Source organism: Acinetobacter sp. GG2, from assembly GCF_000292385.1.
Taxonomy (GTDB): domain Bacteria; phylum Pseudomonadota; class Gammaproteobacteria; order Pseudomonadales; family Moraxellaceae; genus Acinetobacter; species Acinetobacter seifertii.
Genome location: NZ_ALOW01000034.1, coordinates 1 through 21,415, shown reverse-complemented (window position 1 = coordinate 21,415; position 21,415 = coordinate 1). Strand labels below are relative to the sequence as shown.

Below are 21,415 nucleotides of genomic sequence, written 5' to 3'. Positions count from 1 at the left end.
CATATGTACACTATATTTATAAGTGTTCACTCAGTCAACACTTGTTCACTATTTTTTTTATGAAAGTTTGCTCTTTTTTGTTAGACTTTGGCTCACGGTTTAAATAGGTTCTTTTAATGTCGATACGGGATGAACGAAAACAGCAAAGTCGTCAGGCACTTCTCGATGCAGCCTTGCATTTAAGTACGTCTGGGCGTTCGTTCAGTAGTATCAGTTTGCGTGAAGTTGCACGTGAAGTTGGTTTGGTACCAACAGCGTTTTATCGCCATTTTCAAGACATGGATGAACTCGGTAAGGAACTAGTCGATCAAGTCGCGCTACATTTAAAAAGCGTTTTACATCAACTTGGACAAAGTTATTTACAACATAAATCCGCTAAAACCCAAACCAGCATTGAGCTATTTGTGCAGGCAGTGAACCATAGTCCTAAACAGTGGCAATTTATGATTGCTGAACGTTGGGGCGGTTCAGAAACGGTTCGTGCAGCGATTGCTCGAGAAATCGAATTTCTGATTGAAGACTTAACAACAGATCTGACTAAGCTCGAAAATTTTAAACATATTCAAAACCCTCAAGATTTAAATGTCTTATCTACCATTTTGACTAATATGTCATTTACATGGGCAATGACGTGGCTCAACCTCGCCAAACAATATCAAGGTGAACAGCTCAAGCAGCAACAAACTGCCTTTATTGAAAACGCATCTACACAAGTTCGCTTACTGTTTAGAGGGATTGCGAACTGGGAACGATAGAAGCGGCAAATGACAAAAAACAGGTTATGTGGTAATACGTAAACAGAGAAAGAAAAAGGCTCAAAATTTCGAGAAAAGTCTTTTTCTTTTTTACAGGAAGTAAACTATTCGTTAGGCCAAACTGGTGTGGGAATACCTATGAATCTTGATCGTCATACACAGTTTTTAATGCGCAAAGAAAAGATTCTGAGCGTTGCAGAAAAATTGTTACTAGAAAACAATCAGGAAATTACTCTAGATGAATTAGTGGCCGAGCTAGATATTGCAAAAGGTACGCTTTATAAGCACTTTAGAAGTAAAAATGAACTTCTACTTGAACTCATTATTCAAAATGAAAAACAAATTTTAGAAATTTCTCAAAAATATAATACCGACTTTAAAGAGTATGCACCCCGTTACATGCTGCATCATTTGCTCACACCGGGCAAAACGATTCTATTGCATCAACTTGAAGAAAATCTGACCATGACAGAGTCTAAGTTGAAACACCTCTTTGAAGAGCTTTATGAAATTCGTCAGCAACGTATTTTAGCGATTAAAGATATTACTGAAAATTATTTAAAATCATTGAACTACGACATGTCGATTCGTGATTATTTATCATATATCTGGTCACTGACTTATGGCGCATCACTGCTTTTAAATTCGACTTATTATCAGCGTTCAATTGGTTCTCGCCAAAAACTCATTAATTTATATATTAATCAGGCATTGTCGTTGCCAACACAAACTACCAATTTTGATGCACTAAATTTCCAAATCGAAGATGAAAATCATCAAAATTAATTGAATTATTTCGTGATTATGAAAGCAATTGAATATGTAAATTTATAAAAAAAGGGACCTCAATAGAAGTCCCTTTTTTAAAGCAATCAATATTATTTTGCCTTACGTTCTTTCTCAATTAAGTAATTAAGTACTTGGGTCACTTTACCATCTTCGCCTTGTACTACGTATTTACCATTTACCACTACAGCAGGAACACCAGTTAATTGGTACTGTTGAGCAAGTTTATTTGACTCAGCAACTTTTGCAGTTACGGCAAATGAGTTGTAAGTACTGTTAAATTTCTCTTCAGGTACCCCATAACGCGTGAAGAATTTAGCCGCAGAAGCCTGATCAAAAATCTGCTGACCATTCACCTGAATAGCATGGAATAATGGTAAATGTGTGCGCTTACGGACACCTAATGCCTCAGATGTATAATAAGTACGTGCCCCTTGTTCCCATACTTTGTTCATAGCAGCTGGTGTACGTACAAAACGTACATCATTAGGAATTTGTTTTAACCACGTTTGCATATGTGGTTCAAGTTTAAAACAGTGCGGACAACCATACCAAAAGAACTCACGTACTTCGATTTTCCCCGGTACTTCCACTTTGCCTGGATTGGCAATCACGGTGTAGTCTTTACCAGCAACGAAATCTGCTGCCATTGCACTACCCGATACGGCCATAATTGCTGCACTCAAACCACCCAAAACCAATTTTTTCATTGCTACAGCTTTTCCTCTAAGTTGTTATGCATTAGCTTATGCTCTAAATATAAAACAAATATGCTAAATTCGTTTTGCTTCTGTGAAGTTTTTTATTGGGTTTATCGCTTTTTTCCCAATAATCGCTACACTAACGGCGAACTACATCCAAAAAGATAACTCAAGTTTAGAGGTAGCACCATGTCGCAATTGAATGTTGATTTACAAGAAATCGCAAAGTTTGAAGCACTTGCTGCCAAATGGTGGGATCAACATTCTGAATTTCGCCCACTTCATCAAATTAACCCATTACGTTTAAACTGGATTGATGAACGTGTTGGTGGTCTTGCAGGCAAAAAAGTACTTGATGTTGGCTGCGGTGGCGGTATTTTAGCTGAAAGTATGGCTCGCCGTGGTGCAGATGTACTCGGTATTGATATGGGTGAAGCACCTTTAGCTGTAGGTCGTTTGCATGCTCAGCAAGATAATGTTCAAAATATTGAATATCGCCAAATTCCAGTTGAAGAATTGGCCCAAGAGCAAGCAGGCCAATACGATGTGGTCACTTGTATGGAAATGATGGAACATGTTCCTGATCCAGCATCTATTGTTAAAGCATGTCAGGCTTTAGTGAAGCCAGGTGGTCATGTGTTTTTCTCGACCATTAACCGTAACCCAAAGTCATATTTATTTGCGATTATTGGTGCTGAATACGTATTACGCATGCTTCCAAAGGGCACGCATGATTATCACAAGTTCATTCGCCCTTCAGAAATGGCACATGACATTCGTAATGCAGGCTTAACTTTAAAAGAAATGACAGGCTTGCACTACAACCCGCTTACCAAGCATTACTGGTTAGCGCCAAATGTTGATGTTAACTATATGGTTCATACAGTAAATACAGGTGCATGATGAAAGCTGTTTTATTTGATTTAGACGGCACTCTCATCGACACGGCTGCCGACTTTATTCGTATTATTCAACAAATGTGTCGTGATGCAAGACGCCCTGTAGTTGATGCAGACCTCATCCGTACTCAGGTTTCTGAGGGCGCACGAGCGATGGTCAAATTAGTCTATCCAGAACTGGATGTAGCCAATCCAATTTTCTTGGCGCATCGACAAAACTTTTTAGATATTTATGGCAATAATATTGTCGTCGATACAGACCTGTTTGAAGGCATGTATCCGCTTTTAGAAGAGTTAGAAGCTCAGCAAATTCCGTGGGGTATTGTGACCAATAAACCACGTGGTTTAAGTGAGTCATTGTTAGAAAAATTAAATCTGACTGAACGCTGTGCAGTTCTAGTGTGTCCAGAAGACGTTTCTAAAACCAAGCCAGACCCTGAACCAATGTATTTGGCTGCAAAGCAGTTAAATATACCAGCAAATGAAATTATTTATGTGGGTGATCATCCACGTGATATTGATGCTGGTCGCAATGCCGATATGTATACGATCTTGGCAGCATACGGTTATTTACCTATCGAACATCGTGATGATTTAGCCGCTTGGCAAGCCGACTCGATTGTAAATACGGTGACAGAATTACACGAGATGTTACGTCAAAAGCTTCCTGCTCTACAGGAAAATCAGCGTATGATAGGTTAACACAAGAGTTTTACAGGCTTTTTTAACAGTTATTTATATCAATATAAAAAGAAGGAGGTTTACCAATGAAATATTCAGAATATCAACCTCGTCCAGATCTTCTCAAAGATCGAATTATTTTAATCACCGGTGCAGGTGATGGAATTGGGCGAGCTGCGGCCCTCAGTTATGCTTTACACGGCGCAACTGTGGTTTTGCATGGTAGAACCTTAAATAAACTTGAAGTAATTTATGATGAAATTGAAGGTTTAGGCGCTCCTCAGCCTGCAATTTTACCATTACAACTTTCGAGTGCTTCTGATCGTGATTATGACTTTTTAGTCAATACGTTAGAAAAGCAATTTGGACGTCTGGACGGTATTTTGCACAATGCCGGCATTTTAGGTGATCGAGTAGAACTGGCACATTATCCAACAGAAGTATGGGATGATGTAATGTCAGTAAATTTACGTGCACCTTTTGCTCTTACTCAAGCCCTACTCCCGCTTTTACAAAAATCAGATAACGCTTCTGTGGTATTTACCAGCTCTGGCGTAGGTCGCGAAGCACGTGCACTCTGGGGCGCGTATTCAGTATCTAAAGTCGCAATTGAAGCTGTAAGTAAAATTTTTGCAGCTGAGCATACCTATCCAAATATCCGCTTTAACTGCATTAATCCCGGTGCGACACGTACTGCAATGCGTGCAAAAGCCTATCCTGAAGAAGATCCAAAAACATTATTGACGCCTGAGTCGATTATGCCAGCTTATCTTTATTTAATGGGTGAAGATAGTTTGGCGCTCAATGGACAAAGTATTGATGCTCAGGATTAAATAATTACGGATGAACAGCTAAAATACATTACAGCCGATCATCACATCTGGCTTGGCTATACCTGAAAAGATATATACAAGCCTTTTTTATTATTGATAAAAACTCTGGATCTATCCGTAATTTTAATTGAAGCATTAAATGATCTTCACAGTTTCTCTGCATTTTACGCGTAGAGTATTCACCATGAGAGACATCAGATGTAAACGAGGATGCATCATGAAAAAGTTGTTCACTACCTTAACTCTTTGCATAACCGTACTGACTACTAGTATGGCAAGCTTTGCCGACCCTCCTTTTGATCGAGGACATGGCCCTAAAGGTGGTCCGCATGGTGAATGGAATGATCGTGGACATAAATTTGATCGGGACAATGACGATGATCGTTTCCGCGATGAACGCCGTATGCGTGAAGAACGTGGTTTTGAGCGTCTAAAACAACATCGCTGGCAGCCAGGTTATGTCATGCCACAGCATTATCGCGGCAATGGCTATAAGGTCGACTATAGAGACAGTAACTTGCCTAAACCAGACCGTAACCAGCAATGGTATAAAATTAACAATGACTATATTTTAGTCGACACAGACTCTAACAGTATTGTTAGCATTCGTGGTTTATAAAACTGATAGCTCCTCACTATCAGTCATTAAAAAGGATAAACCCCATCGGTTTTATCCTTTTTTTATTTTATATATCAATTAGATAATAAAAATTCATATATTCTAAATTTCTTCTTATTTCATAGAATTTTTTCACATTTATCGTTCTTAGTCTTCACGATTTATCTTTAATTATTCACTAATCTTCAATTATCGAAATTTAATTGATCATTCGAGGTTCATGATGAAAAAACTAACAACAGCAATTGTTCTTTCAATGAGTGGTTTAATCGCAACAACAGCAATGGCTGCTCCAAATGACCATGATCGTCATGGTAATTACCCAAACCATGAAGTAAAAACAGTTAAAGTGATTAAAAAAGACGACCATCGCAATGACTGGCGAGCAGGTCAAGTTGTACCCCGTGAATATCAGCACCCACGTTATGCAGTTGACTACCGCTCACACCAGAAACTGACCAAGCCAGGGCGTTTTCAAAAATGGTATAAAGTGAATGGTAACTATGTACTGGTAAATGAACAAAGCCATAAAATCATTAAAGTGATTCGTTAATTTAACAAAATATCAGACACCCAAATCTAATTTGGGTGTTTTTATATCTAAAACATGCGACTTTAAGCTTTTTTGTTTAGAATCATCTTTATATCTTTTTGCTGTTGATTCGAGATCGGTATGCCAACTAAGTCTTTAGAGAAATCACATAATAACACCCAACATTATGTACATTGGTTCCGACACTCAGCACCTTATATTAATGCCCATCGCGATAAAACTTTTGTATTAATGTTTGGCGGTGAAGCCGTCCGCGATCCTAATTTCGAACATATTATTCATGATATTGCTTTATTGCATTCACTTGGTATCCGCTTAATTTTAGTCCATGGCGCACGTCCACAAATTAATCAAAACCTTAAAGATAAAGGTATCGAAACACCTTTTTATGACAATAGCCGTATTACCACACGCGAATCATTAGGCTGTGTCATGAGTGCTGTGGGGTCTATTCGGTTAGAAATTGAAGCACTGTTATCTATGGGATTGGCTAATTCTCCAATGTACGGCGCTCGAATAGATGTTGTATCAGGTAATTTCGTAACAGCTAAACCTTATGGTATTCGTGATGGAATGGATTTTCAGCTTACGGGTGAAGTTCGTTCCATAGATACCGACGCGATTGAGCGTCATCTTGATAACGATAATATTGTTTTACTGGGCCCGACTGGTTATTCAACCACTGGTGAAGTATTTAATTTAAGAGCTGAAGAGGTGGCAACCAAAACCGCAACCTATTTAAAAGCAGACAAATTAATCTTTTTAGGTGAACAACAAGGTTTGCTTAATGAAGAAGGACAATTATTGCGTGAATTGAGCCCGCATCAACTTGATTACTATATTCAGCAATACCAGACCAGTAGCCCCACCCTAACCCTACATTTACAGGAAGCAAAAAAGGCATCTTTATCGGGTGTTCACCGTGTTCATTTAATTTCTTACGCCTATGATGGCGCACTCATTGAAGAACTCTTCACCCGTGACGGTGTGGGTACCATGATTACCGATGCGCACTATGAAGAAGTTCGCACAGCCCATATTCAAGATGTGGGTGGCTTAATGAATTTATTGCGTCCGTTAGAAGAAGAAGGCATTTTGGTTTATCGTTCGCGTGAACGTTTAGAGCAGGAAATTAGCCAGTTTGCGGTTATTGAACGAGACGGTATGATTTTGGCTTGTGCTGCTCTTTATCCAATTCCAACTGAATTTAATGAAACTCGTTCGGCAGAAATTGCTTGTGTAGCAGTACACCCTAGTTATCGCAAATCAAATCGTGGTAGCCAAATTCTGCAATTCCTTGAAGAAAAGGCTAAACAACAAGGTATTCGTCAATTATTTGTTTTAACAACACGAACTGCTCATTGGTTTTTAGAACATGGTTTCCACCAAGTCACTGTTGATGAATTACCAAATGCCCGTCAGGCACTATATAACTATCAAAGAAATTCTTTAGTGTTTAAAAAACTACTTCCCTAGCCTTTGCATTTTTTAAGATATTCTTATTTCAGATAAGCTTAGTCCCAAAAGTACAACCATACATACCATTAATGTATGGTTGTACTTTTTTTAAATCTTTAAATTTTCTTCATTTCATATTTTTCATTTTATTTACAAAAACTTAAACGTTATTTTCAAAATATTATTTTATTTAATAAATCATTTTTTTGCATAAGTTTATCGTCGAATGTTTTTAGCTTTTTTTTGTATAAATAAAGACCGAATACTTATTTTTTATGAAATAAAAATCCCTTTAGGGTATCTGCTCATCCAATTATTTTTCTTTTTCTCTTTCGGGGAGCACGAAACCACATGGCACTTTTTAATTCCACTTCATGGGCAAAATATTCAGTCATTGCTGCCAGCCTTGCGGGAGTGATGATGCTAGGTGGTTGTGCTAAAAAAGAGGAACAGACCACCACAACTCTAAATATTGGATACCAGAAATATGGCATCCTTCCTATTTTAAAAGCTCGTGGTGACTTGGAAAAAGCGCTAAAAGATCAAGGCGTACAAGTGAAATGGGTCGAATTTCCTGCGGGTCCTCAATTACTTGAAGGCCTAAATGTCGGAAGCGTTTCATTGGGTGAAGCAGGTGAAGCACCACCTATTTTTGCTCAAGCAGCCAATCCAAACTTAGTCTATGTTGCAAACCAACCGGCTGCACCAAAAGCAGAAGCATTATTGGTACAAAAAGACTCTCCTATTCACTCTATTCAAGATTTAAAAGGCAAACGTGTCGCACTGAATAAAGGTTCGAATGTTCACTACCTATTATTGAAAGTTCTAGAAGCAAATCACTTGAACTTAAGTGATATTCAACCTGTTTATTTACCGCCATCAGACGCACGTGCTGCTTTTGAAAAAGGCGCTGTCGACGCATGGGTCATTTGGGACCCGTTCTTTGCAGCAGCTGAACATCAAATTCAAGCTCGAGTTTTAGCAACAGGTGAAAACTTGGTAAGCAATCATCAGTTCTACTTAGCTGATCGTAAATTTGCAGAAAGTAATCCAAAAGTACTCAACACTGTTGTGCAAACGCTAAATCAAACAACCCAATGGGTCAGCACGCATCAAGATGAAGCGGCCAAGCTACTCGAAAAACCTACGGCACTTGAGTTTGATGTACTCAAAACTTCTATTTCGCGAATGGGTTTTGGTGTTCAGCCAATATCTGACAAGGTCGCTCAAGAACAACAATATGTAGCCGATGCCTTTTATGCGCAAAAGCTCATTCCAAACAAGCTCACCATTCAAGATGCCATTTTAAAACTGAAATAAACCCAGCTTTGGTACAGCTTAAATAACGATATAAATGCTGTGCCTTGCCTGAAGGGAACAAGGATATCTATATGCAATATCAGTCATTATTTAATAAGAGTCAGTGGACTCAGTTAGTTAAGCACTTTAGTGCAGTCGCTGTCTTAGGTTTAACGATTGCTGCACCTGCTTGGGCAATTGACCCAACCGTAAAAGAACTGCGTATCGGTTTTCAAAAAAGCTCGATCAACTTTGCAATTGCTAAGCAGCAAAAATTATTTGAACAAGAATTTCCAAATGCCAAGATCACTTGGAACGAGTTCCCGGCTGGCCCTCAAATTTTAGAAGCCTTGGCTGTTGGCTCACTCGATGTTGGCGTTACTGGAGACACACCTCCAGTCTATGCTCAAGCAGCGGGCAAGCCTTTATATTACATTGCTTATGAAGCAGCTAAGCCATTGGCATCAGCAATTTTAGTTCCTAAAAACTCACAGCTCACCCAGCTTAAAGACCTAAAAGGCAAACGTATTGCGTTGCAAAAAGGTTCTAGTTCACATTACTTGCTCGTACAGGCTGTGCGTAAAGCGGGATTAAAATGGAGCGACATTACGCCAATTTGGCTCACACCTGCCGATGCGCGCGCAGCATTTCAAAAAGGTGCCGTTGATGCATGGGCAATTTGGGACCCTTACTACGCTTCAGCGCAACTAGAAGACCAAGCTCGTGTACTTGCTTCAGGTAAAGGTTTAAGCCCGAACTATACCTTTTATTTAGCAGCTCCAAATTTTGTTAAGCAATATCCAAAAGCTGTTCCTGAACTCATCAAACAGATTAATCAAGCTGACAAATGGGTTCAAAGCCATCAAACAGAAACGGCGAGCGCGATTGGCCAAAGTACAGGCCTAAAACCTGCAACTAGTGACTTATTCATTAAACGTCGTCCACGTCCATCAGCAGCAGCTCCTCTTAACAGCAAAGTTATTGCTGAGCAGCAGCAACTCGCAGACATCTTTACTCAACAAGGCATCATTCCAAAGCCAATCAGCATTAAACAAGCTGTTTGGGGTGCCAAGTAATTTCAATAGACATATAGGTAATGCACATGAAAATTTTCTGGTTTATTCCTACCCACGGTGATAGTCGCTATTTAGGTACAAGTAAAGGCGCTCGTCAGGTTGACCATGCCTATATGAAGCAAATTGCTGTGGCAGTAGATAATTTGGGTTACGAAGGTGTACTTATTCCAACGGGCCGTTCATGTGAAGACCCGTGGATTACGGCGGCTAGCCTTATTGATGCAACTCAGCACCTTAAGTTTTTAGTTGCGTTACGTCCGGGGGTAACCACACCAGCTTTAGCTGCGCGTATGGCTGCAACATTTGACCGCCTATCGAATGGTCGTGTGTTACTCAACTTGGTGACAGGTGGCGATGAAGCAGAACTACGCGGTGACGGTTTATATGAAGATCACTCAACGCGTTACCAAACAGCCAATGAATACGTAAAAATCTGGCGTGAAATTTTGACGCGTTCACATACGGGTGAAGCTTTTACATTCCACGGTGAACGCTTACAAGTAGATGATGCAAAACTACTTTATCCACCTGTTCAAAAGCCTTATCCACCACTTTGGTTCGGTGGCTCTTCAGACGTCGCTGTCGATTTGGCTGCTGAGCAAGTTGATACTTACCTTACGTGGGGCGAGCCACCAGCAGCAGTCAAACAAAAGATCGAACATGTTCGTGCTAAAGCTGAGGCTAAAGGCCGTAAATTAACTTATGGCATTCGCTTGCATGTGATTGTTCGCGAAACCAACGAACAAGCATGGGCAGCTGCTAACGAGCTTATTCAATATCTCGACGATGCAACTATTGCTGCAGCACAGAAAAAATTTGCTCAAATGGACTCCGTAGGCCAACAACGTATGGCCGCGCTACACGGCGGTAACCGAGACAAGCTAGAAGTCTCTCCAAACCTTTGGGCAGGTATTGGTTTAGTCCGTGGTGGTGCAGGTACGGCACTTGTAGGTGACCCAGAAACAGTTGCTGCTCGTATTCAGGAGTATGCTGATTTAGGTATCGATACTTTTATTTTCTCGGGCTATCCACATCTTGAAGAGTCGATCCGTTTTGCAGAGTTAGTATTCCCGTTATTACCAATTGAGACCCGAGCTAAACTTGCTCAGCCAAACTTAACTGGTCCATTCGGTGAGATTATTGCCAACAACTATGTTCCAGACGAAAAGAAGCAAAATAGTTCCGTCAAGGAGCCTGCATGAGCCAAGATGTAAATATTGTTTCACGTGGAACAAAACAAATCGGGCAGCGTTTGCTGCCCTGGATTTTCCCAATTGTTCTATTGGTTGTTTGGCAAATTGCCTCAAGTTCGGGTCTTTTAGAAAGCCGTATTTTACCTGCTCCAAGTGCTGTCATTTCAGCTTTTTGGCATCTTTTGGTGAGTGGCGAACTATGGCATCACGTTAAAGTAAGTGCTGGTCGTGCATTGCTTGGGCTTTTGGTAGGCGGTGGTTTAGGCTTGCTATTAGGTCTGCTCAATGGGTCTTCACGTTTCGCCTCCACCCTACTCGATACAACCTTACAGATGATTCGTAATATCCCAGCTCTTGCGCTTATTCCGCTGGTGATTTTGTGGTTTGGTATTGATGAAACAGCAAAATTGTTTTTAGTTGCTGTCGGTGTTTTCTTCCCAATTTATATCAACACCTATCATGGAATTCGTTCAGTCGACCCACAATTGATTGAGATGGGTAAAAGCTATGGGCTTTCCCGCTGGCAGCTCTACAAAGAAATTATTCTACCAGGTGCAATGCCTTCTATTTTAGTGGGTCTACGTTTTGCCTTAGGTTTGGTTTGGGTATTACTCATTGTGGCTGAAACGATCTCAGCGCAAGCAGGTATTGGTTATATGACCATGAATGCACGAGAGTTTTTGCAAACAGATGTGGTTCTGGTCGGTATTCTTCTTTACGCCCTATTAGGCAAGTTAGCCGATGTTTTAGCACAAATTTTGGAACGCTATTTACTACGTTGGCACGCTGGTTATCAAAAATAAGGGAGCTTAAAATATGACAAATCTGAATTTAAATATTAATCAGAATGACGTAGAGCTCATTCCAGAAAATCATCCAGAGTCACAAGAACCTGTCGTAGGTGCAGAGATTCTGATTGAACAGCTTTACAAGTTTTATGGTGAGGTGAAAGTTCTTGAAGATCTTAATCTGCATATTCAACCGGGCGAATTTTTAGCGATCGTTGGTCGTAGTGGCTGCGGTAAAAGTACCTTATTACGCTTAATTGCCCAACTTGAAAAAGCGAGTTTCGGAGAAATTAAATTTAAATCTGCGCGACATTTACGCGAAGGCATTACTAACGATGACATTCGGGTTATGTTCCAAGACCCACGCTTACTTCCTTGGCGAAATATTCTTCAAAACGTTCAACTTGGACTACCAAAATCACAACATGCTTTGGCAGAAGAATTACTGGAAAAGGTGGGTTTAAAAGAAAAATCGGGACAGTGGCCTTCACAGCTCTCAGGTGGCCAGCGCCAGCGTACAGCCTTGGCCCGTGCGTTATCGCATACTCCACGTATTTTGCTGTTAGATGAGCCGTTAGGTGCATTAGACGCACTCACCCGTCTTGAGATGCAAAGCTTGATTGAACGTTTATGGAAAGAGCAAGGTTTTACTGCCATTTTGGTCACACACGATGTAAGTGAAGCAGTGCAACTGGCCGACCGTATTATCCTATTAGATAAGGGCCAAATTGCCCAAAGTTTCCAAGTGAATTTGCCACGTCCGCGTAAAAAGAGCATAACTTTTGCCCAGCTTGAACAACAAGTACTCGATGCTGTTTTAGCAACTTAAAGCTGAGATGAGTAATGAGAACCATTTCAACCACAAAATGTCCAATTAACGAGCAATAAAACTGATGATTTATTGCTCTTTTTTGGGGCGAATATAAAAAAATATTTTTAAGAATAACAATAAACTAGTGAATCTCTCTATTTTTTGCACAATAGTATATCTATTGCTCAAATAACTATCCGTTTTTTCACTAAAAAAGTGAGACACCTGTGCACAAATCAAACGATTTACCTTACAATGGGAGCACTATCTTTTTAATTTATGCAGCAAATGGAACAAAAGAAGAGTACTCAAAAGCGCAATCAGCTTCTTGCTGCCGCCCTTGATGTGTTTTCACTATATGGGTTCAGTGGTGCAAGTCTGGATGAAATTGCCCAACTCGCTGACATGCATAAGTCGAATATTTTCTATTACTATGAAAATAAAGAGTCTTTATATGTGGAAGTGCTGACCACAGTTTTACAAAAATGGCTTGCTCCCTTACAAACCTTAGAAGCTGAGTTAGAACCAGCCGAAGCTTTGTCTCACTACTTAATACAAAAAATCGAACTTTCACGTAGCCAACCAAAAGCTTCGCGACTATTTGCTTTGGAAATTATCCAAGGGGCGCCGCACATTTTACCTATACTGAAAGGGCCTTTGAAAAAGCTATTTAAGCGCAAAGCTAAAGTCATTCAGACTTGGCAAGAAGAAGGAAAAATTTCCCCAGATATCGATCCTGAACTGTTAATACTCAATATTTGGGGTCTTACACAAAACTATGCCGATTTTGCCACGCAAATGGAAATGGTGACTGGAAAAACGTTGCGAAACCGCAGTATGTTCCAACGCTCGATTGAGCATACAGTACATCTCATGCTCTACGGCGTAATCCCTCGTTAAAACAAAAAAAGATCGGCAAATTTGCCGATCTTTTTTTTAGAAATGATTTTGATAAAGAGCCAAGAGTTTTTGCGCGCCCAATAATAAATTTTCTTCCCAATCTAAATGAGCGGTATCATCTGCGCCATCAGTAATATACTTGACTGAAATTAGGCGTACACCTAGCTTATGGCAAACTTTGGCTAAGGCATACCCTTCCATATCCACCACATCACAAGCGACTTTCGGCTGACCCGTTTCAAATGAGTCCCCTGTCCCGCAAATGCCTTTTGGTAAATCAGAAAAATGTGATTGAAGATGAATTTCAGCAGGTAAGTGCTCATCTAACGGCGTTACACCGACTTCAAACCCTAATGGTGAAACATCCATATCACGTTGCACAAAAGTTTTTACTTCGACCAAATCATGTCTATTAAAAGATGAACTTCCTGCCGAACCTAAGTTAATTAGAGTTTTACAGCCTGTTTTTTGAATAACTTCAAATGCTTTAAAGGCAGCGTTGATTTTACCGATACCGCTATAATGGACTTCAATACCTGCTTGCTCAAACAAACCTTTAGATTCATTAGGAAGTGCCATAATTAAAGCGATATCTTTGTTCATTCAAAAAGCTCAAATCAAAATTAAATAAATTAGAAAATAAGTATAAATCAGGTGCAAAAGCTTTTTTGCACCTTTTCACTATTACTGCATTTTTTGTTGTAAGGCGATTAAACATGGAGAGAAGAACAGTTGCCCACTATAGGCTCCGGCTAAGGTTTTCTTCATTACAACGCTCCACATCACTAATAATAAAACACTAAGTGCCACTGCAACATACTGTAAAAATACAACTTCAACCTGATGCCCTAAATTAAATAAAGCCAAAATAAACACACCAAGTGGAAAGGTTAAGCCCCACCATCCCAAGTTAAACGGAATACCTGTTTTTGCATGACGAAGCGTTGTTAATATCGCAAGACCTAGCCACCATAACCCAAAGCCTAACAGTACCAAACTGCCTACCACGCCTAATGCTTGAAATACATTAGCAAACTGGTCAAATCCTACATTTGGCGCCACTCTTTTTGCCTGTTCACCTAGCAACAATAGACCTAACGCACCTGTTCCAATTGGACCTAAAGATAACCAGCTAGAAATTGCGACTTCTTTTTCCGGTAACTGATGCAAAGCCATACGCAGCATTAAAATGGTCAAAATAGCGAATGCAGGTAAAACAGAAATTCCCCAAAGTACGTAGCCCGCCATTAATAAATGAAAGCTATGCAAATCTGCTGGTAAGTGTGCAACCAACATGCCCGCAGAGCTTGCTGCTACTTCACAAGCAACGACAGGTAAAAGCCAGATTGCAGTCATGGTATGTAGCTGATGGTTCTGACGGCTAAACATGCAAAACGGCACAATCCAAGCAATTGCGAGTGCTAAAAATACATCGACGTACCATAAAGCTTGAGCAATATGGATTGCTACTTCACCATAAAGCCCGACACCGAAGCTTAAAAAGCCATTTAATATGGTTGCAAGCCCCATCGGTATTGCGCCTAAAAACAAGCTCATATTTGGATGATTAAATACTTGCTTCGCTTCATGAGGGAAAAGAAACCACCGCAATAAATAAAGACCTGAAAAAACACTAAATAGAACAATATTAAATTGCCATAACAGCGTCGCCAGCATAAATAAAAATGATTTGGCAAATGGAAGCTGAATTAAAATCATACTCACCACACCAGTACCCATAGTTGCTGTAAACCAATTTGGGGTAAAATGTCGTATAACATCTTTACTTTGATTTAATTGGTAAAAGGGTCTTTTCATCTTGAGTCTCTAGTCAAAGAGTGGATGAAGCTATAGTAGGATAAATTAATAATAAGAAAAATTGATTTATTTTTATTTAATTCATCAATTTTTTAGATATAAAAGATATTCATATTGAAAAATACCTGAGTAAAAACACAACAACAAGACGAATCTGTGAGATTATGGCAATATATAGCCCTTGCAAAAATAGCCATATTTTAAGTTCATGAAACTGCTTCGTCTTAATGCGTTATCGCCCAATTTCCAGTTGCCGCAAACAGCGGTAACTATTGGTAATTTTGATGGTGTCCATTTAGGTCACCAAGCGATGATTGCTCAACTCAAAAAAATTGCTGCAGCACAAGGCTTAAAAACATTGGTCATGATTTTTGAGCCACAACCGCTTGAGTTCTTTAAAGGCTACGATGCCCCACCTCGTATTAATTCATTACGAGAAAAAGTTGAATACCTCGCTGAACTTGGGGTGGATTACATTGCGGTTGCCAAATTTGACCAGCATTTCCGTAGCATGAGCGCATCAGAATTCGCAGATTTATTAAAAGACAAATTAAATGCGCAGGCTTTGGTTTTAGGAGATGACTTTCATTTCGGCAAAGACCGTCAAGGCAACAGCGAATTTTTAAGAAATTACGGCTTTCAAGTCACAAATTTACATACGATTGAACTCGAAGGTGAACGCGTCAGTTCAACTCGTATTCGCCAAGTGCTTCAAGTGGGTAATCTCGCTTTAGCAGCTAAATTATTAGGCCGTCCGTACAGTATTACTGGACGAGTTCAATATGGCGACCAAATTGGACGAACTTTAGATTTTCCAACGATTAATGTCCGTCTCAACCGCCATAAGCCTTGTTTAAATGGTATTTATGGCGTTGAAGTCATTTGCGAAACAACTTCGCTAACTCAAAAAGTGCTTCAGGATGACCCTGAAAAGCCAGGAATTGCCGGATATCATGAAAATAGCCTTTATGGTGCAGGTCATGTCGGTACTCGCCCAGCCATTCAGCAAGAACATCCAGAGTGGAGATTAGAAGTACATTTCCCTGATGTTTCTGCTAATCTGTATGGCTTATTTATGCGGGTGACTTTTCTTCACTATCTTCATGGTGAATTGAACTACCCTTCGCTTGAGGCACTTAAGGCAGGAATTGATAATGACGTGCAACAATTACGACAATATCGTAAAGACACGACACAATTTCCTTTTTAATTCGAATTTTGATTGTAAAACATGTCGGCTCCCAAGCTGATTAAACTGGAAGACAACTTGCATGAGCGATAAGCAAACTACTGAAAATGCAGTGGACTACAAAGCCACGCTAAACCTGCCGGATACTCAATTTGCAATGAAAGCAAATTTGGCAGTACGTGAAGTGAAATGGTTAGAAGAGTGGTATACCGACAACATTTATCAGCAGATTCGTGCATCGCGTATTGGTAAGAAAAAATATATTTTGCATGATGGCCCTCCATATGCGAACGGTACAATTCACTTGGGTCACGCTGTTAACAAAGTACTCAAAGACGTCATCGTCAAAAGCCGTACTTTGGCAGGTTTCGATGCGCCATATGTTCCGGGTTGGGACTGTCATGGTTTGCCAATCGAACTAAAAGTTGAAGAAAAAGTAGGTAAAGTAGGCGAAAAAGTTGATGCAGCGACTTTCCGTAAACTGTGCCGTGAATATGCGCTAAAACAAATTGATTTACAGCGTGCTGACTTTAAACGCCTTGGTGTTTTAGGTGATTGGGATAATCCTTACCTCACCATGAACTACAAACAAGAAGCCGATATCGTTCGTGCTTTAGGTTTAATCCAAAAAAATGGTCATATCCAGCCGGGCTTAAAGCCAGTGAACTGGTGTATGGACTGTGGCTCAGCACTTGCTGAAGCTGAAGTTGAATACGAAGATAAAAAATCTGACGCAATTGACGTTGGTTTTGGCGTTGTAGATTTAAAAGATTTAAGCGCTCGTGTAAATGTAGATGTTCAAGACCCAACAGACATCGTGATCTGGACCACTACACCTTGGACATTACCAGCGAACCAAGCAGTTGCATTGCATGCCGAAATTGAATATCAATTAGTACAAGTAACGACTGAGCGTGGTAAGCAAAACTTTATTCTTGCTAAAGACTTAGTTGCTTCTGCAATTGAGCGTTACAAGCTTGAAAACCCAGTTATTTTAGCTGACTTTACTGGTTCAGCTCTTGAAAACCTTACTTTACAACACCCTTTACTTACCGATCGCCAAGTTCCGGTTATTTTAGGTGAACACGTTATCGCAACAAGCGGTACAGGTGCTGTACACACTGCTCCTGGCCACGGTGCAGACGACTATAAAGTAGGTCTTCAATACAACCTTAAAGTTGAAAACCCAGTGGGTGGTAATGGAGTTTACTTACCAACTGCACCAATCTTTGCTGGTGAGCACATCTATAAAGCTAATCCAAAGATTATCGAAGCTTTAGGTGCTGTAGGTCGCTTATGGGCTCATCAACCTATTAAACACAGCTACCCACACTGCTGGCGCCATAAAACTCCGATTATTTTCCGTGCTACACCACAATGGTTTATCAGCATGGATCAAAAAGGTTTACGTGAAGGTGCGCTTAACGCTATTGAAAACGATATCGAGTTTGTACCGAACTGGGGTAAAAACCGTATTGAATCAATGATTGAAGGTCGTCCAGACTGGTGTATCTCACGTCAACGTACTTGGGGTGTGCCAATTCCTTTCTTCGTTCATAAAGATACGAATGAATTGCACCCTCGTACGCCGGAACTCATCGAAGAAGTTGCAAAACTTATCGAACAAGAAGGTATTGATGCATGGTTTAACCGTGATGCGAAAGACTTCATTGGTGAAGATGCTGAACAGTACAATGCGGTTCGCGATACGCTAGATGTATGGTTTGACTCTGGTACAACACATTATGCGGTACTTGAGCAACGTGAAGAATTAGAAAGCCCTGCTGACTTATATTTAGAAGGTTCAGACCAACACCGTGGCTGGTTCCAATCTTCTTTATTAACGTCTATGGCAATTCATAATCGCGCGCCATACAAAGCCTTGTTAACACATGGTTTCACAGTGGATGAAAATGGCCGTAAATTGTCGAAATCTTTAGGCAACTATATTCCACTTGAAGAAATTATCAAACAACTTGGTGCTGACGGTTTACGTTTATATGTCGCGTCTAGCGACTATCGCTATGAAATCGCAGCATCAAAAGAAATCTTTAGCCGTGTAAGTGATAGCTACCGTCGTATTCGTAATACGCTACGCTTCTTGCTTGCAAACTTAAATGGTTTCAAACCAAGTACAGATGCTTTAGCAGTAGATGATCTTATCGCCCTTGATCAATACATCTTGCAACGTGCGAATGAAGTACAACAAACTATTATCACTGCATATGAAGAAATGAACTTCCATGTCGTGTGTAGTGCATTAACAAGCTTCTGTATTAATGACTTAGGTGGTTTCTATCTTGACATCATCAAAGACCGTCAATACACCACTAAGGCTGACTCACAAGCGCGTCGTTCTGCACAAACAGCGCTTTATCATATCGTACAAGCATTTGTGCGCTGGATGAGCCCAATTCTAAGCTTCACAGCTCAAGAAGCTTGGCCACTTATCCCAGAACAAACTGAGAAGTATGTATTTACAGCTGAATGGTATGATCTACCTGTTTCATCAAAAGCAAACTTACTTTCTGAAGCAGATTGGCAAACATTGATTAGCGTAAAATCTGCAGTAAATAAACAGATTGAAGCAGCTCGTAACGCTAAACTTGTCGGTAGTAATCTTTCAGCCAAAGTTGAACTTTGGGCAAATGAATCATTACAAACAGTTTTAAACCAACTGGCTGATGAACTCCGTTTTGTTCTTATTACTTCGCAAGTAGTAGTACATCCATTTGCTGAACAAGGTGAAGCAACTGAAATGGAAGGCTTACGTGTACAAGTATCTGCAGCTGAAGGTGAAAAGTGTGCACGTTGCTGGCACGTCCTTCCTGATGTAAATACACACGCCGATCATCCTGGTTTATGTGGTCGTTGTATTGTGAACGTCACTGGTCGTGGCGAAGTGAGAAAATATGCCTAATTCACAAGCTAAAAAAGGCTTATTCCAGTTTTATCCGCACAACCTCATTTGGCTTGGACTTTCTGTCCTTGCCATTGTGTTGGATCAATGGACAAAATGGATCGCAAGTACACATCTGAACTATGCAGATCCTGTACCTGTGCTTCCATTTTTAAACTGGACACTATTACATAACTATGGTGCAGCTTTTAGCTTTTTATCTGATGCGGGGGGATGGCAACGCTATTTCTTCACATCTTTGGCAGGCTTAGTTTCAATACTTTTTGTATTTTGGTTGCTGCGTATGCCTAAAAAAATGGTGGTGCTACCTGTAGCTATTGCTTTAATTTTAGGTGGAGCACTTGGTAATTTAATTGACCGTATTACTTTAGGTTATGTGGTCGATTTCATTCATGTTTATTACCAAAATCATCACTTTCCAGCTTTTAATATTGCGGACAGTGCCATTACTCTAGGTACCATTTTGCTACTCATCGATACATTCTTCCTTGAGAAGCAAAGACCTAAAAATTCGGATGCATAATATGACCGAAATTATTCAACCTAATGAAGAAATTCGTATTACTGACGGTTCTAAAGTTGACCTACACTTTTCTGTTGCTCTTGAAAATGGCGTAGAAATTGACAATACACGTAGCCGTGAAGAACCTGTTAGCTTGACTATTGGTGACGGTAACTTGTTACCAGGTTTTGAGAAAGCCTTATTCGGCTTACGTGCAGGTGACCGACGTACAGTACACCTTCCACCAGAAGATGCTTTTGGTCCTTGGAATCCGGAAAATATACAAACTTTTGATACGGTTAAATTCGAACAACGACCTATTCCTGGTCACATGATCGAATTTGAAGATAAAGCAAAAGCAACTTTATTTGGTGTCGTGAAGTCAGTGAATGATGATATTACTGAAATTGATTTCAACCATCCTTTAGCTGGCAAAAATATTACTTTTGAAGTAGAGATATTCAAAGTAACTCCAGCTGGCCAGCAAGGCATTAAGTTGATGTAAAAAAAGCCCTCGATTGAGGGCTTTTTTATTATTTAATCTTTATGCATGACATAATAATCCTTACAAATTCTATATTCTCACGTCCTATGTAATGAATTAAGTTATAAAGATAAAAATCCTTAGGAAAAATATATGCTGGTCTATATTGTCGTGGGAAGTGTTCGTGAAGGACGTATAGCAATTAAAATTGCCAATTGGGTAGAATCAACAATTCCAACATTGGGTCTAAAAGATTTCCAAACCGAAGTAGTTGATTTAAAAGAATGGGATTTACCTCTGTTTTCAGGCTCTCACCCACCCGCTACCGGAATTTATGATCAACCTAAACAACAAGAATGGGCAAACAAAATTGCTCAAGCAGATGCTTTTATCTTTATTAGCCCAGAATACAACCACGGTTACAGTCCAGCTTTAAAAAATGCACTCGACTATGTTGGTAAGGAATGGAGCGGTAAACCAGCCGCATTTATTGGCTATGGCTCCACAAATGGCTCTCGCTCTATTAGCCAAATACGCCAAGTCACCTCAAGTTTAAGTATTGTTGACCCAAATGCTGTAATAGAAATACGAGATATCTTTAAACGCAATAAAGATGAAAAGTTTGAAGCCAATGAATTTGAAGTAAAAGGTCTTCAATCAATTGTTGAAAAGCTACAAAAATATCATTTGTCTTAAATTGAATAAAAAGCCTCTTTTCCAAACACAAGAGGCCTTTTTAATTTTATAAACTCTTTAAATACTCCACTACATCAGTATTACCTGCCATTTCTGCAAGCTGTAGTGCTGTGTATTCACTTTTATAAGCAACTTGCGCACCTTTTCCTACCAAGAGCTTCACTATCTCTAAATGATCATTCTCAGCTGCTGCTTGTAAAGCACTATACCCTTCATCATCAGTCTGATTAGGGTCTTCTCCATCTATTAATAATTGTTTTACTTGCTCTAGATCACCTAAAGATGCCCAATAGATCAACTCTGGAAGAGAAAGTTCTTCATTATCTTCAGGTAATTGAGAGAAAGAATTAAATTTCACGAGATCATGCCAAAATTAAAAGCTTCTTCATTATATCTCTGAAACAGGACAACCGTACAAATTTATTCCACGCAATAAGCAACACCCCGGACTCTA

Annotated in this window: 23 protein-coding genes; 19 read left to right on the top strand and 4 right to left on the bottom strand. The window is 39.8% G+C overall.

Annotated elements, in window-relative coordinates; all coding sequences use genetic code 11:
- Window positions 1-116: 116 nt before the first annotated feature.
- Window positions 117-755 carry a TetR family transcriptional regulator gene (locus tag B554_RS0109765; protein ID WP_000027529.1) on the top strand — a complete coding sequence of 213 codons (639 nt, stop codon included), beginning with the start codon at window positions 117-119 and terminating at the stop codon, window positions 753-755.
- 138 nt (window positions 756-893) lie between these two features.
- Window positions 894-1,541, top strand: a complete 648-nt coding sequence (locus tag B554_RS0109760; RefSeq protein WP_019457902.1) for a TetR/AcrR family transcriptional regulator — start codon at window positions 894-896, stop codon at window positions 1,539-1,541.
- A 92-nt stretch (window positions 1,542-1,633) separates the two neighbouring features.
- On the opposite strand, the gene B554_RS0109755 is transcribed toward B554_RS0109760, so the two are convergent.
- Window positions 1,634-2,251 carry a thiol:disulfide interchange protein DsbA/DsbL gene (locus B554_RS0109755; RefSeq protein ID WP_019457901.1) on the bottom strand — a complete coding sequence of 206 codons (618 nt, stop codon included), beginning with the start codon at window positions 2,249-2,251 and terminating at the stop codon, window positions 1,634-1,636.
- 180 nt (window positions 2,252-2,431) lie between these two features.
- On the opposite strand from B554_RS0109755, the gene ubiG reads away from it, so the two are divergent.
- The 12 genes from ubiG to B554_RS0109695 all read left to right on the top strand — a co-directional run bounded on the left by ubiG (window position 2,432) and on the right by B554_RS0109695 (window position 13,352).
- The gene (ubiG, locus tag B554_RS0109750) at window positions 2,432-3,145 is read left to right on the top strand and encodes a bifunctional 2-polyprenyl-6-hydroxyphenol methylase/3-demethylubiquinol 3-O-methyltransferase UbiG (RefSeq protein WP_019457900.1); all 714 of its coding nucleotides are present in this window, start codon (window positions 2,432-2,434) and stop codon (window positions 3,143-3,145) included.
- Window positions 3,142-3,843, top strand: coding sequence for an HAD family hydrolase (locus B554_RS0109745; RefSeq protein ID WP_081400349.1), 702 nt, complete (start codon window positions 3,142-3,144; stop codon window positions 3,841-3,843). The genes ubiG and B554_RS0109745 overlap by 4 nt, the downstream gene beginning before the upstream one ends.
- Before the next feature lie 65 nt (window positions 3,844-3,908).
- Window positions 3,909-4,655: a YciK family oxidoreductase gene (locus B554_RS0109740; protein WP_019457898.1), complete on the top strand. Its 747-nt coding sequence runs from the start codon at window positions 3,909-3,911 to the stop codon at window positions 4,653-4,655.
- A 217-nt stretch (window positions 4,656-4,872) separates the two neighbouring features.
- Window positions 4,873-5,274, top strand: coding sequence for an RcnB family protein (locus B554_RS0109735; RefSeq protein ID WP_019457897.1), 402 nt, complete (start codon window positions 4,873-4,875; stop codon window positions 5,272-5,274).
- 223 nt (window positions 5,275-5,497) lie between these two features.
- Window positions 5,498-5,827 (top strand): RcnB family protein, encoded by a 330-nt coding sequence (locus B554_RS0109730; protein ID WP_019457896.1) that lies wholly within the window; start codon window positions 5,498-5,500, stop codon window positions 5,825-5,827.
- Between the two features lie 120 nt (window positions 5,828-5,947).
- A complete protein-coding gene (gene argA, locus B554_RS0109725) occupies window positions 5,948-7,303 on the top strand; it encodes an amino-acid N-acetyltransferase (RefSeq protein ID WP_019457895.1) in 1,356 nt (451 codons plus the stop codon).
- Between the two features lie 333 nt (window positions 7,304-7,636).
- On the top strand, window positions 7,637-8,605 hold the full coding sequence (locus B554_RS0109720; protein WP_019457894.1) for a sulfonate ABC transporter substrate-binding protein: 969 nt from the start codon (window positions 7,637-7,639) through the stop codon (window positions 8,603-8,605).
- A 71-nt stretch (window positions 8,606-8,676) separates the two neighbouring features.
- Window positions 8,677-9,660 (top strand): sulfonate ABC transporter substrate-binding protein, encoded by a 984-nt coding sequence (locus tag B554_RS0109715; protein ID WP_019457893.1) that lies wholly within the window; start codon window positions 8,677-8,679, stop codon window positions 9,658-9,660.
- Window positions 9,661-9,686: 26 nt separating this feature from the next.
- Window positions 9,687-10,862 carry an FMNH2-dependent alkanesulfonate monooxygenase gene (gene ssuD, locus B554_RS0109710; RefSeq protein ID WP_019457892.1) on the top strand — a complete coding sequence of 392 codons (1,176 nt, stop codon included), beginning with the start codon at window positions 9,687-9,689 and terminating at the stop codon, window positions 10,860-10,862.
- Window positions 10,859-11,656, top strand: a complete 798-nt coding sequence (gene ssuC / locus B554_RS0109705; RefSeq protein ID WP_004706119.1) for an aliphatic sulfonate ABC transporter permease SsuC — start codon at window positions 10,859-10,861, stop codon at window positions 11,654-11,656. Before ssuD ends, ssuC begins: the two co-directional genes overlap by 4 nt.
- Window positions 11,657-11,669: 13 nt before the next feature.
- Window positions 11,670-12,470, top strand: a complete 801-nt coding sequence (locus B554_RS0109700) for an ABC transporter ATP-binding protein (protein ID WP_004706121.1) — start codon at window positions 11,670-11,672, stop codon at window positions 12,468-12,470.
- Between the two features lie 261 nt (window positions 12,471-12,731).
- On the top strand, window positions 12,732-13,352 hold the full coding sequence (locus B554_RS0109695; RefSeq protein ID WP_004706123.1) for a TetR/AcrR family transcriptional regulator: 621 nt from the start codon (window positions 12,732-12,734) through the stop codon (window positions 13,350-13,352).
- Between the two features lie 36 nt (window positions 13,353-13,388).
- Here B554_RS0109695 and B554_RS0109690 read toward each other — a convergent pair whose 3' ends face one another.
- Entirely contained in the window at window positions 13,389-13,955 is a 567-nt protein-coding gene (locus B554_RS0109690) for a 5'-methylthioadenosine/S-adenosylhomocysteine nucleosidase (protein WP_004706125.1), read from the bottom strand.
- A gap of 81 nt (window positions 13,956-14,036) precedes the next feature.
- Entirely contained in the window at window positions 14,037-15,170 is a 1,134-nt protein-coding gene (locus B554_RS0109685) for a TDT family transporter (RefSeq protein WP_019457891.1), read from the bottom strand.
- 208 nt (window positions 15,171-15,378) lie between these two features.
- On the opposite strand from B554_RS0109685, the gene ribF reads away from it, so the two are divergent.
- From ribF to B554_RS0109660, 5 genes are all read left to right on the top strand, one after another.
- Window positions 15,379-16,380, top strand: a complete 1,002-nt coding sequence (gene ribF, locus B554_RS0109680; protein ID WP_019457890.1) for a bifunctional riboflavin kinase/FAD synthetase — start codon at window positions 15,379-15,381, stop codon at window positions 16,378-16,380.
- A 61-nt stretch (window positions 16,381-16,441) separates the two neighbouring features.
- Window positions 16,442-19,279 (top strand): isoleucine--tRNA ligase, encoded by a 2,838-nt coding sequence (gene ileS, locus B554_RS0109675; protein ID WP_019457889.1) that lies wholly within the window; start codon window positions 16,442-16,444, stop codon window positions 19,277-19,279.
- The gene (gene lspA / locus B554_RS0109670; protein WP_001133879.1) at window positions 19,272-19,802 is read left to right on the top strand and encodes a signal peptidase II; all 531 of its coding nucleotides are present in this window, start codon (window positions 19,272-19,274) and stop codon (window positions 19,800-19,802) included. Before ileS ends, lspA begins: the two co-directional genes overlap by 8 nt.
- A 1-nt stretch (window position 19,803) precedes the next feature.
- Window positions 19,804-20,286 (top strand): FKBP-type peptidyl-prolyl cis-trans isomerase, encoded by a 483-nt coding sequence (locus B554_RS0109665; RefSeq protein ID WP_004884037.1) that lies wholly within the window; start codon window positions 19,804-19,806, stop codon window positions 20,284-20,286.
- Window positions 20,287-20,418: 132 nt separating this feature from the next.
- Entirely contained in the window at window positions 20,419-20,961 is a 543-nt protein-coding gene (locus B554_RS0109660) for an NADPH-dependent FMN reductase (RefSeq protein WP_019457887.1), read from the top strand.
- Between the two features lie 46 nt (window positions 20,962-21,007).
- On the opposite strand, the gene B554_RS0109655 is transcribed toward B554_RS0109660, so the two are convergent.
- Complete coding sequence (locus B554_RS0109655; protein WP_019457886.1) at window positions 21,008-21,319, bottom strand: ankyrin repeat domain-containing protein; 312 nt, start codon at window positions 21,317-21,319, stop codon at window positions 21,008-21,010.
- Window positions 21,320-21,415 lie beyond the last annotated feature (96 nt).

Coding starts and splice junctions, on each gene's coding strand:
- lspA (WP_001133879.1), top strand. CDS start 19,272: ATGCCTAATTCACAAGCTAAAAAAGGCTTATTCCAGTTTTATCCGCAC.
- ssuC (WP_004706119.1), top strand. CDS start 10,859: ATGAGCCAAGATGTAAATATTGTTTCACGTGGAACAAAACAAATCGGG.
- B554_RS0109740 (WP_019457898.1), top strand. CDS start 3,909: ATGAAATATTCAGAATATCAACCTCGTCCAGATCTTCTCAAAGATCGA.
- B554_RS0109695 (WP_004706123.1), top strand. CDS start 12,732: ATGCAGCAAATGGAACAAAAGAAGAGTACTCAAAAGCGCAATCAGCTT.
- B554_RS0109745 (WP_081400349.1), top strand. CDS start 3,142: ATGATGAAAGCTGTTTTATTTGATTTAGACGGCACTCTCATCGACACG.
- B554_RS0109755 (WP_019457901.1), bottom strand. CDS start 2,251: ATGAAAAAATTGGTTTTGGGTGGTTTGAGTGCAGCAATTATGGCCGTA.
- B554_RS0109660 (WP_019457887.1), top strand. CDS start 20,419: ATGCTGGTCTATATTGTCGTGGGAAGTGTTCGTGAAGGACGTATAGCA.
- ileS (WP_019457889.1), top strand. CDS start 16,442: ATGAGCGATAAGCAAACTACTGAAAATGCAGTGGACTACAAAGCCACG.
- B554_RS0109715 (WP_019457893.1), top strand. CDS start 8,677: ATGCAATATCAGTCATTATTTAATAAGAGTCAGTGGACTCAGTTAGTT.
- B554_RS0109720 (WP_019457894.1), top strand. CDS start 7,637: ATGGCACTTTTTAATTCCACTTCATGGGCAAAATATTCAGTCATTGCT.
- B554_RS0109760 (WP_019457902.1), top strand. CDS start 894: ATGAATCTTGATCGTCATACACAGTTTTTAATGCGCAAAGAAAAGATT.
- ssuD (WP_019457892.1), top strand. CDS start 9,687: ATGAAAATTTTCTGGTTTATTCCTACCCACGGTGATAGTCGCTATTTA.
- ribF (WP_019457890.1), top strand. CDS start 15,379: ATGAAACTGCTTCGTCTTAATGCGTTATCGCCCAATTTCCAGTTGCCG.
- B554_RS0109700 (WP_004706121.1), top strand. CDS start 11,670: ATGACAAATCTGAATTTAAATATTAATCAGAATGACGTAGAGCTCATT.
- ubiG (WP_019457900.1), top strand. CDS start 2,432: ATGTCGCAATTGAATGTTGATTTACAAGAAATCGCAAAGTTTGAAGCA.
- argA (WP_019457895.1), top strand. CDS start 5,948: ATGCCAACTAAGTCTTTAGAGAAATCACATAATAACACCCAACATTAT.
- B554_RS0109690 (WP_004706125.1), bottom strand. CDS start 13,955: ATGAACAAAGATATCGCTTTAATTATGGCACTTCCTAATGAATCTAAA.
- B554_RS0109765 (WP_000027529.1), top strand. CDS start 117: ATGTCGATACGGGATGAACGAAAACAGCAAAGTCGTCAGGCACTTCTC.
- B554_RS0109730 (WP_019457896.1), top strand. CDS start 5,498: ATGAAAAAACTAACAACAGCAATTGTTCTTTCAATGAGTGGTTTAATC.
- B554_RS0109685 (WP_019457891.1), bottom strand. CDS start 15,170: ATGAAAAGACCCTTTTACCAATTAAATCAAAGTAAAGATGTTATACGA.
- B554_RS0109735 (WP_019457897.1), top strand. CDS start 4,873: ATGAAAAAGTTGTTCACTACCTTAACTCTTTGCATAACCGTACTGACT.
- B554_RS0109665 (WP_004884037.1), top strand. CDS start 19,804: ATGACCGAAATTATTCAACCTAATGAAGAAATTCGTATTACTGACGGT.